The 12,905-nt window shown below is 46.5% G+C and carries 10 protein-coding genes; 5 read left to right on the top strand and 5 right to left on the bottom strand.

Features of this window, described 5'->3' with window-relative positions; genetic code table 11:
- Nucleotides 1-9 precede the first annotated feature (9 nt).
- The 4 genes from ggt to rarD form a co-directional block, all read right to left on the bottom strand.
- Nucleotides 10-1,776, bottom strand: coding sequence for a gamma-glutamyltransferase (ggt, locus tag ASV53_RS02820; protein WP_239928712.1), 1,767 nt, complete (start codon nt 1,774-1,776; stop codon nt 10-12).
- Between the two features lie 99 nt (nt 1,777-1,875).
- Nucleotides 1,876-2,571, bottom strand: a complete 696-nt coding sequence (locus ASV53_RS02815; RefSeq protein ID WP_094956056.1) for a LysE family transporter — start codon at nt 2,569-2,571, stop codon at nt 1,876-1,878.
- Between the two features lie 113 nt (nt 2,572-2,684).
- Complete coding sequence (locus tag ASV53_RS02810) at nt 2,685-3,479, bottom strand: AraC family transcriptional regulator (RefSeq protein WP_094956015.1); 795 nt, start codon at nt 3,477-3,479, stop codon at nt 2,685-2,687.
- Nucleotides 3,480-3,644: 165 nt separating this feature from the next.
- Nucleotides 3,645-4,556, bottom strand: a complete 912-nt coding sequence (gene rarD, locus ASV53_RS02805; protein ID WP_094956013.1) for an EamA family transporter RarD — start codon at nt 4,554-4,556, stop codon at nt 3,645-3,647.
- A 171-nt stretch (nt 4,557-4,727) separates the two neighbouring features.
- On the opposite strand from rarD, the gene recQ reads away from it, so the two are divergent.
- From recQ to ASV53_RS02785, 4 genes are all read left to right on the top strand, one after another.
- The gene (gene recQ, locus ASV53_RS02800) at nt 4,728-6,572 is read left to right on the top strand and encodes an ATP-dependent DNA helicase RecQ (RefSeq protein WP_094956011.1); all 1,845 of its coding nucleotides are present in this window, start codon (nt 4,728-4,730) and stop codon (nt 6,570-6,572) included.
- Between the two features lie 348 nt (nt 6,573-6,920).
- Complete coding sequence (locus ASV53_RS02795) at nt 6,921-7,247, top strand: DUF3630 family protein (protein WP_094956010.1); 327 nt, start codon at nt 6,921-6,923, stop codon at nt 7,245-7,247.
- Between the two features lie 178 nt (nt 7,248-7,425).
- Nucleotides 7,426-8,103 (top strand): 7-cyano-7-deazaguanine/7-aminomethyl-7-deazaguanine transporter, encoded by a 678-nt coding sequence (locus tag ASV53_RS02790; protein ID WP_062690329.1) that lies wholly within the window; start codon nt 7,426-7,428, stop codon nt 8,101-8,103.
- 110 nt (nt 8,104-8,213) lie between these two features.
- Nucleotides 8,214-8,648 carry a GNAT family N-acetyltransferase gene (locus tag ASV53_RS02785; protein WP_094956009.1) on the top strand — a complete coding sequence of 145 codons (435 nt, stop codon included), beginning with the start codon at nt 8,214-8,216 and terminating at the stop codon, nt 8,646-8,648.
- 361 nt (nt 8,649-9,009) lie between these two features.
- On the opposite strand, the gene elbB is transcribed toward ASV53_RS02785, so the two are convergent.
- On the bottom strand, nt 9,010-9,660 hold the full coding sequence (elbB, locus tag ASV53_RS02780; protein ID WP_094956007.1) for an isoprenoid biosynthesis glyoxalase ElbB: 651 nt from the start codon (nt 9,658-9,660) through the stop codon (nt 9,010-9,012).
- A gap of 377 nt (nt 9,661-10,037) precedes the next feature.
- Here elbB and polA point away from each other — a divergent pair, with 377 nt between their 5' ends.
- Nucleotides 10,038-12,815, top strand: a complete 2,778-nt coding sequence (gene polA, locus ASV53_RS02775) for a DNA polymerase I (protein WP_094956006.1) — start codon at nt 10,038-10,040, stop codon at nt 12,813-12,815.
- Nucleotides 12,816-12,905: the final 90 nt, after the last annotated feature.

Here is a 12,905-nt window from a genome sequence, read left to right as displayed (position 1 = left end):
TGCGCGTTATTACTGGGCGACGACTTTGCCTTCGCGACGTGGATCGGCGGCGCCAATCAGGTTTTTGCCGTCAATGCGGATTGCTTGTACCCCAGAGTTAAGCGGCTTTATTTTTACATCAAAGCCTAATCGCTCTAATTTTGGCGCCCAGAGTTCAGCATTGGTGTCTTGTTCTAGCTCAAAAGCACCAAAGCGGTTGTTCATGTTAGGTAAGTTGATAGCCTGCTGTAAATCGAGCCCCCAATCGAGATGGCCGACCAAAGTTTTAGCGACATACCCAATAATCTGACTGCCACCTGGTGAACCAACGGCTAAGCGTGGTTCCCCATCTTCTAACACGATAGTCGGTGCCATCGATGAGCGAGGGCGTTTGCCTGGCTCAATGCGATTAGCAATGGGAATACCATCGACATGGCTGCGGAAAGAAAAGTCGGTCAGCTCATTGTTGAGTAAGAATCCCCGTACCATTAAGCGAGAGCCAAAGCCATTTTCTATCGTGGTGGTCATGGATACGACATTGCGATCTTTATCGACAATAGTGAAATGGCTGGTGGAGGGCAGCTCTATGGATTCATCTGGCGCGTAGGTGTTGGCGTAGTTCCAAGTCGGCATACCGGCTTCTGCTTTTGTTAGTGCCTGATTCCCCTTAAGTAACTTCGCGCGCTCTTCAATATAGTCATCGGCGAGCAAGCCTTTGGTAGGCATCGGCACATAGTCGCTATCGGCCATATAACGGCCTCGATCGGCAAAAGCGAGGCGTGAAGCATCGCCAAGTAAGCGCCAGCTGTGGACATCACTGACCCCCATTTTATCGAGCGGATAATAGCTTAGCATGCCCATGATTTGCCCGAGTGTGAGTGCCCCAGAGCTTGGAGGTCCCATGCCACAGATACTGTACTGGCGGTAAGGGGCGCACACCGCAGGACGTTCTTTCACTTGGTAAGTGGCGAAATCCATGGCGCTCAATACCCCAGGGTTTTCTTCCACGCTCCGCACTGTTTTGACGATGTCTTTGGCGATCTGACCGTGGTAAAAGGCGGTCGCACCTTGATCGGCGATTAGGCGCAGTGTCTTGGCGTATTCAGGATTTTTGAGTTGTTGCCCTGCTTGAATTGGGGTGCCATCATCGTTAAAAAAGTAGGCTTTGGTTGGGGCGAAACGTTGAAGATATTCTTGGTCTTTCTCGACGAGTGACGCCAAGCGAGGGCTGACAGGAAACCCTTTCTGTGCCAGTTTGAGTGCTGGCGCAAACAGGTCTTTCCATTTTAATTTCCCTAAACGCTGGTGGGTGTGCCAAAGCAATTTGACGGTGCCCGGCGTGCCCACAGACCGTCCGCCTACCACGGCATCAAAGAACTTTAACGGTTGGCCTTTGTTGTCTTGAAACAAAATGGGGGTGACAGCATAAGGTGCGGTTTCACGGCCATCAAAGGTGGTCATCGCTTGCTTTTTTGCATCCCAATAGACCAAGAAGGCGCCGCCACCAATGCCCGATGATTGCGGCTCCACTAAGCCAAGTACGAGCTGGGTGGCAATCATGGCATCAATCGCATTCCCGCCTTGGCGCAGCATTTGCGCCCCTGCATCACTGGCCAATGGATTGGCAGCGGCCACCATCCATTCAGTGCCTTTGACCAGCGTTTGTTGTTGTAAACCTGTCGCCGCTTCTGGGGCGATGCTGTCTGTGGTTTGGCTGGCAAAAAGTGAGGAGCTAGAAAAAACAAACGCCAAGCTGAGAGTGAGCTTGGCGAGAGTTGGGGGCGTCATTTTCGGCATTGGGTGTCCTCTGATTTATGTGCATTCCATTTGCAATGAAATCAGAGTGGCAGCCTTATTATGCCTTGTCTAATTATTGGACAGGTTTTGTGCTTAAATTCAAATTCCGCTGACCACAGACCATAGAATGATTGAACCAATACTGATGAAAAGCACACCGCAGATACCGTCAATGTAGGGAGCGGCATATTGCAGTTTTTGCTGAAGACGTTTTCCCGTTAAGAGCCAAGCTAATAGCGCAAACCATATAAAAGAGGTGAGCCATAAAATAGCGATGGCACTGATTTTCCCCGTTAGCGACATATCGGCAGGCACTAGCGTTGAGAGTAAGCTAATAAAAAACACCAAGGCTTTCGGGTTAAGAATATTGGTGGTGAAGCCTTTCATCAGGGCTTGCTTACGGTTTGCCAAGACACGCGGTGGTGTTGGTGAAGCGGCTGGTTGTGTGGCTGGCTGCGACTTTTCATTGCTGTGTTCACTGCTGCGCTTAGCTCGCCACAGAGGCAATAAAATCCCCTTTACTGCGCCAATCCCAAGCCACAATAAGTAACTACCGCCTGCGGCTTGCAGTAAGGCAAATAACATCGGATGTTGATGAATAAGCAGGCTTGCCCCTGTGAGGCTCAAAATAGAATGCATCAAAATACCTAGAGATAATCCCAAGGCAATGCTGATCCCTGTTTGACGACCATAGCGACCTGCATTTTGCACCACTAAGGCAAAATCAGGCCCAGGGCTCATCAGGGCAATAATGTGGACAGTGACAAGCGTGAATAGCGTGGTGACTTCGTTGATCATTGTGGCGATGACATCCTTCAAATGGCGAGGCGGAATGCCCAGCGGCCGTCAGAATGCCGTAGTTTGCAGATAGAAGCTTGTAAAATAATGACAGTGAATAGGCTTAACGGCTATTTGATATGTGAAGGGGCAATGCCATAGGTCTGTTTGAATGCGTTGGCGAAGTGGGCTTGGTCGTAAAAACCGACATGATACGCCACTTCAGTACTGCTAAAGCCCGCTTTTAATAGCGCCATGGCATGCTCTAACCGAAGGCGGGCTAACCATGCATACGGCGTCATTGCGGTTGCTTTTTTAAATTGGCGCAGCATTTGAGAAGAGCTAAGCCCGCATAAGGTAGCCAAATCTTTTAAGCCGATTTTTTGATCCAAATGGGCCATCACATAGTCACGTAGCTGGGATAAATCTTTACTGCCTAACGCCGTGATGGGTGCTTCACGAACTTGCCCATAATGCGTTAATAAATAAGAAAACGATTCGATGGGTAGGCTATCTCGGGCCAGCTGTGAGACCAATGGATTATCGAGCTGCTGGTGGAGCTGCGTTAATTGGTGAAATAACGGCTGATCGGCAATGTTGTTTTGTGGGAAGCAGTAGTGGCCTTTGCCTGATACATCTTCAGCTTGCTGGCTAAGCCAATCCGGTGTAATGCTAAACACTTTCACGCGATAGCCTGATTGCTCTTTGGCCTGACCGTCATGGATTTCATCCGGTGGCATGATCACTAATTGTCCTGCGCCAGCGATGTATTTGGCACCTTGATAAAAGTATTGCTGCTGGCCTTGGGTGATCAACCCTAAATGGTAATCCAAGTGATAGTGCCGCTTGAATGCAAAGTTTTGATAATGGGCATCAATGAGGTTGATGTCGTCAATGGGGCTTTTGCGATGGCTGATTTTATTCATAACAACTCTCCCCTTTGATGTTGCTTGATAGCCAAGAATGCCGAAGAGGAAATTGAAGACACTCCCCCGTTTCTTGGTGCGTAGTTTTAGTACACCATAGCCACGACGGTGCTGCTTGTAAAAAATTCACAGCACCGGATGGCTAAAGGTATTTATCGGTAAGGGCTAAACAAGTGGTATTTGTTTTTTATTCTTGCGGTGAGTGCGTAAGCCATCGGCACTGAATATCACCAGGCCAGCCCAAATAAAGCCAAATGTTATGCCTTTATCGGCCGTAAAAGCTTCGCCATAAACAGCGACAGCCAGTAAGAACATTAAGCTTGGCCCTATGTACTGGAAGAAGCCCAAGGTTGAGAACTTTAACTTAGTGGCGGCGCCAGTAAAACAGAGTAAAGGTACTGTCGTCACAATCCCTGCTGCCATTAACAGCAAGTTGGTCGTTGTACTGTTTTGTGACCAATCAGAGGTGGGAGTATCGGCAATCATGAAAACATAAAAAGCGGCGACAGGCAGCAGTAAGCAGGTTTCAATAAAAAGACCGGTCTGTGCATCAAGATTGACTTTTTTCCTAAGTAAACCATAGCTAGCAAAGGTGGCAGCTAGCGCCAGCGCTATCCAAGGTAAGGAACCAAATTGGATCAGCTGAACCAACACACCACATGTCGCAAGTGTAACCGCAACCCATTGCCATGGGCGTAACCGTTCGCCTAAAAAAACCATGGCCAAAACGACATTAAACAAAGGATTGATAAAATAGCCTAAGCTGGCATCAAGCATGTAGTTATTATTAATTGCCCAAATGAAAATCAGCCAGTTACTGCCCACCAACACCGAGGTTAGTGCCAAGATCAACAGCATTTTGGGTTGGCGCATGATCACTGACACCTTATGCCAGTGACGGCGTACACCTATGATGGCTGCTAAAAAAAAGAAAGACCAAATAACACGGCTGCTTAAAATCTCAAATGCGCTGACATGCTGCAGCGATTTGAAATAGATAGGCGCAATGCCCCACATGGTATAGGCGGCAAGAGCGAGAAAAACGCCTCGTCGTGTTTGTTGTGCTTGTTCGTCCATTGAATTCCAAATCTTGTTTTATAAAAAAGCGAAAGAAAGGTATTTTTTGCCAAAAAATGTGACTGCAGTATAAAACGAGGGTCGAACAGAAACCAACCAGATTCAACAGAGAATGCCCGACAGCGGAGTTTGGTATAGAATACTCGCCCCTTTTGTTTAAAGAGCCGTGTTATGTCATCAAGCTGTGCTGAATCTCAGACGCCGAGCGCCCCATCTGCAAGCGAACAAATTTTGCAGGATGTGTTTGGCTACCAAGCGTTCCGTCTGGGTCAACAAGAAGTCATTGAAGCAGCGACAGCAGGGCAAGACGGTTTAGTGATCATGCCTACAGGTGGCGGCAAATCACTGTGCTATCAAATTCCAGCTTTGATGTTAGATGGCCTAACCTTGGTGATCTCACCGCTTATATCATTAATGAAAGATCAGGTCGATCAACTGCAAGCCAATGGGGTGGCGGCGGCATACTTAAATTCGACCATGACCCGTGAAGCGGTAATGGAAACCTTTGAGGCGATGCAGTCGGGGACCGTGAAATTGGTGTATGTCTCACCTGAGCGCGCCTTGATGTATGATTTTATTGAGCGTCTAAAGGGCATCCCATTATGTTTAATTGCGGTGGATGAAGCGCACTGTATTTCGCAGTGGGGGCATGATTTCCGCCGTGAATACGCCGAGCTGGGGCTACTTAAACAACATTTCCCTGACGTGCCTATTTTAGCGTTAACTGCCACAGCCGATGACACCACACGCAGTGACATTATGGGACGCTTAGCGTTGATGGATCCGCATGTGTATTTGGGCAGTTTTGATCGCCCTAATATTCGCTATACCTTGCAAGAAAAATACAAACCTATGGCACAACTAACCCGCTACCTAGCCGGGGTACGTGGCCAGTGCGGCATTATTTATTGCAATAGCCGTAAACGGGTAGAACAAATAACTGAAAAGCTGTGTGGCGAAGGTATTCGCGCGGCGGCTTACCATGCAGGGCTCGATTTTAGCGAGCGAGCGCATGTGCAAGAAAGTTTTCAGCGTGATGATGTTCATATTGTGGTGGCCACAGTGGCATTTGGCATGGGGATTAATAAGCCCAATGTTCGCTTTGTGGTGCATTACGATATTCCCCGCAATATCGAATCTTATTATCAAGAGACAGGGCGCGCAGGGCGAGATGGCCTACCCGCTGAAGCGGTGACCTTTTACGACCCTTCAGATCTCGCGTGGCTACGCCGTTGCCTCGATGAGAAAGAAGAAGGGGAGCAAAAAAGGGTTGAGAGCCATAAACTGAATGCAATGGGCGCGTTTGCTGAAGCGCAAACTTGTCGCCGCCAAGTTTTGCTGCATTACTTTGGTGAGCACCGAGAACAGCCCTGCGGTAACTGTGATATTTGTATCGACCCACCTAAACGCTTTGCTGCCCTTGAAGTCGCGCAGAAGGCGTTATCGTGTGTTTACCGCGTCAATCAAAACTTTGGCATGACCTATGTGGTGGAAGTACTACGCGGGATGCAAAATCAGCGGATCCGCGAGCATGGTCATGATCAATTGACGACCTACGGTATTGGTCGTGAGCACAGTAATGAATTTTGGATCAGCATTTTGCGTCAATTGGTGCATTTGGGTTTTTTAAATCAAAACATCATGCGTAGCTCAACATTACAACTGACGGAAAAAGCCCGTTTGGTATTGCGCAGTGAAATCAACTTAGAGTTAGCAGTGCCAAGGCTGGATAGCGCAGCACGTACGGCGAAAAATGATAAATTGGCCAATCGTCAGTACGATAAAAAATTATTCGCGAAATTACGCAAGCTACGTAAAGCGATTGCCGATGAAGATGATTTGCCACCGTATGTGGTATTTAACGATGCCAGCTTGATGGAAATGGCAGAGAAATTACCGACCTCATCGGGGGCTTTACTTGCGGTGAATGGTGTAGGCCAGCGTAAGTTGGAAAAATACGGCGACGCTTTTTTAACGCTGATTGAAGAGCACTTGATGGCGACCGTTGATTATTAGCCGTTGCGATTGAAGTGCTATTTTTGCTTGGTACATGGCAGGCAAAAAAATACCGGACTTATCCGAGTCCGGTATAAAATGCGTTTCGAACATAATAAGACTATGTTGTCGTCGCAACAAAACAGCTTGCGTATTTGGTGAGAATGTTAACATCACCGGTTACCAACATTGCATTAAGGGTGATGAGCCGCATTAATGCAGTATTGTCGGCAACACAGTTATAAAACCATGAAGCTATAGCGCTTGGCTATAGTTGTCTTATGGTTTGATACCCATAGCAACAATTGGTTACAGGAATTAAGCCAAATAGCGAATTTTAGCTACTAAATCGCCGAAAAAGGACTCTATATGTCATCATTTCCCTACGAACCTTTCTCGGTTCGTCGCCTTGACTTTGAACACAGTCATTTACTATTAACTGCGCCTGACTTTGATTACGACACTTTTAGTGAAGTGGCGACAGCGTTAGTCGTGCGGATTGACTCAATTGTCATTGAGCAAGAAAAAAATGCCGATTTACATGTTTGGCTGATTGATTTCGAAGGCTGTCGACTCTTGCTCAAAGGCGAGCACTACAGTGGGGCGCTGTGGATAGAAGCTATGTCGAGTGCTGATAATGACACCTTGGCTTTTATCGCAAGTATGCTACCGACAGATACAGCACAATATTGTTAGTCGGCTCGTGTGTCCTTTTCTTCCGCAGTGAAACGATTGCGTGTGGTGGATGGCAGCAGTAGGGCTAGGCAGCTCGATTGGTTACTGTATAATCGCCCGCTTGGTCGCGTAGGGGTGAGATCCTACCGCGTGAATATATTTGGGTTCCCTCTCCCCCAATGACAAAAAGGTCTCTTTAATGACGACTTCGCAATTTACACCCGCGCAGCAGCGCAAAGCACTTTCCTACTTAGTGTTATTCCACTTAGTGATCATTGCCTCAAGCAACTACTTAGTACAACTTCCTTTTACGGTGATGGGATTCCATACCACGTGGGGGGCGTTTACCTTTCCTTTTATCTTCTTGGCAACGGATTTAACCGTACGCATTTTTGGTGCTCAGATGGCGCGTAAAATCATTCTGCGCGTGATGATGCCCGCCTTGCTGATATCTTATGGTTTGTCGGTGGTATTTTTCCAAGGGGAGTACCAAGGTTTTGCTCACTTATTGGAATTTAACCTGTTTGTTGCTCGTATTGCTGTCGCGAGCTTTATGGCTTATCTACTGGGTCAAATTTTGGATGTCTCGGTATTTAACCGCTTACGCCAAGCAAAAAGCTGGTGGGTTGCCCCAACATGCTCAACCATTATTGGTAATGCTTTAGATACGATTGCGTTTTTCTCAATCGCTTTCTACAACAGCCCAGATGCTTTTATGGCTGCGAACTGGACTGAAATCGCCTTAGTGGATTACACGTTTAAGTTATTAATTAGTTTAGGTTTATTTGTACCTATTTACGGTGTATTGCTTAACTACTTAGTGAAAAAGCTTACCGCATTGAACCCCAATTATATGGGGGAGCAAAAATTAGTGTGATACTCAGTATCAAACAAGAAGCCAGCAAATTTTGCTGGTTTTTTTTATTTGAAATTGGGTGCAGTATGCTGTGTTGTTGATGAACGTTAAGGTGAAATGAGGTGAAAACTATGTTGGTTCGTCAAGCTAGTTTGGAAGAAGCACTCACGGTGCTTGCTACGATCAAAGAGTTTGATCATGTTGAAACAGTAGAGAGTTTACAGGCTCGGATCGCGGATCAGCCTGCGCTGGTATTAGTCGCCCAAATGAATCAGCAACTTGTTGGCGTTAAAGTCGGGTATGCGAAATCTGATGATGAGTTTTATAGCTGGATAGGCGGTGTTTCACCCTTAGGACGAGGTCATGGCGTCGCGCAAGCTTTGTTAGAAGCACAAGAAGCATGGGTAAAAGCAGAGGGCTATAAACGCTTAACGGTGAAGTCTCGTAATCGGTTTGCCGCCATGTTGCGCTTGTTGCTGCGTAATGGCTATCAGATCCTTGATCTTGAAAAGAAAGGTCAAGTGGCTGATTACCGTTTGTACTTTGAGAAGGTACTGGCTAAATAACAATGCCTTACGGGTGCTTCACGTGGTTTTAGTGGGTGTTAAACGGGCAGAGTAAAGAAGTGAAGGACCTCTGGTTAGCATCTAAATGAAATTAATTCTCAATAAGTGCTTGCAATAAAGATGAGAATGGTTATTATTAACAGGCACTCAGGCGATGGCGGTTACATCAGCTAGCGTTCTGAAGGCACGACATTGCTCACATTGCTTCCAGTGTACTTCAGCTCATGGATGAATGTTCCCAGTGTAGGGCTAGGAACAACACACCACTTCTGCTGAGCGGCGCCTTCCAAAGTTGCGCCGCTTTTTCTTTTCTAGCGTTTACCCATTTTACTTCTTATTCCAATCTTTTTGACCAATCCGATCACGCTAATTTCACCAACTCTTTGACCAACTTATTAATGCCACTTGCAGCCTCACTTAAACTGCCAGCAAGCATGTATGCAGGTGTGGTGAGTAAACGGCGTTTTTGGTCTAATACGAAGTCATGAACCGGACATTCAATGTGTTCACCCCCCATATTATTAAAGACTTGGGCAGTGTCAGGATCCGTGCCGATCGTCCCTTTCGCTCCTGAGCCATAAATGAGCGGGATCATCGCCGGGGCTATACACAGATAACCCGCTGGTTTGTCGGCTTGGGCAAAAGTTTGGCAGGCACTGAGTACGTCGGGGTGGATCGTGCAATCACTGCCTTTGATGGCAAAGTCTGATAGGTTTTTGGCTGCGCCAAATCCCCCAGGTACCAACAATGCATCGAATTGGTTCGCACTAAGATCTTTGACGTCTTGGATCTGACCGCGGGCAATGCGGGCGGCTTCGATCAATACATTGCGAGATTCCGTACTTTCTTCACCAGTGAGATGGTTGATCACATGGTGTTGATCAATATTAGGAGCAAAGCAGTGCCAGCTGGCGCCTTCTTGTTCAATTGCTAGCAGGGAAAGTACCGATTCGTGAATCTCACTGCCATCAAAGACCCCACAGCCGCTTAAAATTACCGCAATTCTTTTCATTCTGGCTTCCTTTCTAGTCAAAATTGTCTATTTTTACAGTCTGTATGCTTAATTTAAGATTGCTACGCTAACGTTGTCCACATTCAATGATCATTGCTCGATCAAAGATCTATTTGCCTGTTTTTTGTTATCTTATTGAATTCAATGGTTTTTGTGCGATGTTTTGATTTTGTTTTAAAAGTTGATCCCAGCTTTAAAATTAAATACTAACAAAGTTATCCACAGATTGAGGGTGCGTCGGGGAAAACATCAGTTAACACTGGCGAGTTGTCGTGGCATTCTAGTAACCCGCCATACAGATTCCTCTCTTTGAGCATATATTATGCGCAATCTGTGTGCCGAGTGATTATGACTTTTCCGGATATAAGAATATCTCTATGGCTACTATTCCAGATAACCCGCTTATTTTGATCGATGGATCATCTTATCTTTACCGTGCTTACCATGCTGCACCTAACTTCACCAATTCTGATGGAGAACCAACAGGAGCGGTATATGGTGTTGTGAACATGCTGCGCAGTATGTTGCGCCAGTTCTCAACTGAACATATTGCGGTCATTTTCGATGCGAAAGGCAAGACTTTCCGTGATGATATGTATCCGGAATACAAAGCGAATCGTCCACCAATGCCGGACGATCTTCGTGGTCAAATTGAACCACTTCACGCTGTAATTAAAGCAATGGGTTTACCCTTGATCTCGATTTCAGGGGTGGAAGCCGATGATGTGATTGGTACGTTAGCAAGCCAAGCATCACAGGCGGGGATGCCTGTACTGATCAGTACGGGTGATAAGGATATGGCGCAGCTAGTGGATGAGAATGTCACTCTGATCAATACTATGACAGATGTGGTGATGGATCCTGCTGGCGTAGTAGAGAAGTTTGGTATTGGTCCCGAACTGATCATCGACTATTTAGCCTTGATGGGCGATAAAGTTGATAACATTCCGGGTGTACCGGGTGTGGGTGAAAAGACAGCGAAAGCCTTGCTAACAGGTATTGGTAGTTTAGATGCGCTGTATGACAATCTTGATGCGATTCCAGCCTTAGGTTTCCGTGGTTCGAAAACCATGCCTAAAAAGCTGGAAGATAACAAAGATGCGGCATATATGTCGTACCAACTGGCAACGATCAAGCTGGATGTTGAGCTTGAGATGGCACCGCATGAGTTGGTTAAAACCACCCCAGATACCGATGAGCTGACCAAACTATTTGGTAAATTACAGTTCCGTCGTTGGTTGAGCGAAATGCTTGATGGTAGCGATGGCAAAATTGTAGCCGATGAACGCGTTGTTGGTGGTAGTGCAACGGATGAGCCTAAAATTGTTGCGCCAGTCATTGATCGCAGCGGTTACGAAACCGTATTAGATGAAGCCAGCTTTAGCGCTTGGCTTGAGCAACTGAATACCGCTGAGGTTGTCGCGTTTGATACCGAAACGGACGGCCTAGATTACATGACCGCTAACTTGATTGGTGTGTCATTTGCGGTTGAAGAAGGGAAAGCGGCATACGTACCTGTCGCTCATGATTACCTTGATGCTCCAGCGCAATTGGATCGAGATTGGGTATTAGCACAGCTAAAACCATTACTTGAAGATGCAACCAAAGCGAAAGTGGGTCAAAATCTGAAGTTTGATGCCAGCATTTTGGCGCGATACGATATTGATATGCAGGGTATTGTGTTTGATACCATGCTGGAGTCGTACGTGTTCAATAGTGTGGTTGGCCGTCATGATATGGATAGCCTATCGCTGCGTTACCTAGAGCATAAAACAATTAGCTTTGAAGATATCGCGGGTAAAGGTAAAAAGCAGCTAACGTTTAATCAAATCGATTTAGAACAAGCTGGTCCTTATGCGGCGGAAGATGCGGATATTACTTTACGCCTTCATAACGTACTGATTGCCAAAGTGAATGCAGACGAGAAATTAAAATCTGTATTTGAAGAGATTGAAATGCCACTGGTGCCTGTTCTCTCGCGTATTGAACGTACCGGTGTGTTGATTGACAGCATGCTAATGGGCGCACAATCGTCAGAATTAGCCGTGCGCTTAGACGAACTCCAACAGCAAGCGTATGAAATTGCAGAGCAAGAATTTAACTTAAGTTCACCGAAGCAACTGCAAGCTATTTTGTTTGAAAAGATGGGTTTACCTATCTTGAAGAAAACACCGTCTGGTGCGGCTTCTACTAATGAAGAAGTGCTGCAAGAATTGGCGCTTGATTACCCATTACCCAAATTAATTTTGGAATACCGTAGTTTGTCGAAGTTGAAGTCAACGTACACCGATAAACTGCCGAAAATGGTGAATCCGGCTACTGGGCGAGTACATACCTCGTACCATCAAGCGGTAACAGCGACTGGGCGTTTGTCGTCAAGCGATCCAAATTTACAGAATATCCCTATTCGTAATGCTGAAGGCCGTCGAATTCGCCAAGCGTTTATAGCCCCAACGGGATACAAAGTACTGGCGGTCGATTACTCGCAAATCGAATTACGTATTATGGCGCATTTGTCGGGTGATGAAGCATTGCTTGAGGCGTTCCGCACGGGTAAAGATATTCATGCTGCAACAGCGGCTGAGATCCTTGGCTTGCCGATTGACTCGGTATCAACCGAGCAGCGTCGTCGTGCTAAAGCGATCAACTTCGGTTTGATCTATGGCATGAGTGCATTTGGTTTAGCGAAACAACTGGGCATGGGGCGTAACGAAGCGCAAGAGTATATGGATCTGTACTTTGAACGTTACCCTGGTGTGCTGGAATATATGGAAAGCACCCGTAATACCGCGAGCGAGCAGGGCTTTGTTGAAACCTTATTTGGTCGTCGCTTGCACCTGCCTGATATCAAATCACGTAACGGTATTCGTCGTAAAGCAGCAGAACGAGCTGCTATCAATGCGCCGATGCAAGGTACCGCGGCTGATATTATTAAGCGTGCAATGGTGTTGGTTGATGAGTGGGTCCAACAGCAACCTGAAGGTCAAGTTCGTCTACTCATGCAAGTGCACGATGAACTTGTATTTGAAGTACAGAATGAGCATTTAGATGCTGTAACTGCAGAGGTACAGCGTTTGATGGAAGCGGCGGCACAATTGGATGTTCCTCTTGTTGCTGACGCTGATTCTGGGGATAACTGGGATCAAGCCCACTAAGGGCTCAGCACTCTATTTATTGAGAAAGAAGACGAATAGCCAGCCTTAGCTGGCTATTTTTTTATGTGAATTAAGCTGCTAATGACAATT

The sequence above is a fragment of the Photobacterium sanguinicancri genome, assembly GCF_002265265.1.
GTDB lineage: Bacteria > Pseudomonadota > Gammaproteobacteria > Enterobacterales > Vibrionaceae > Photobacterium > Photobacterium sanguinicancri.
This window is presented reverse-complemented; position numbering and strand designations above follow the sequence as displayed.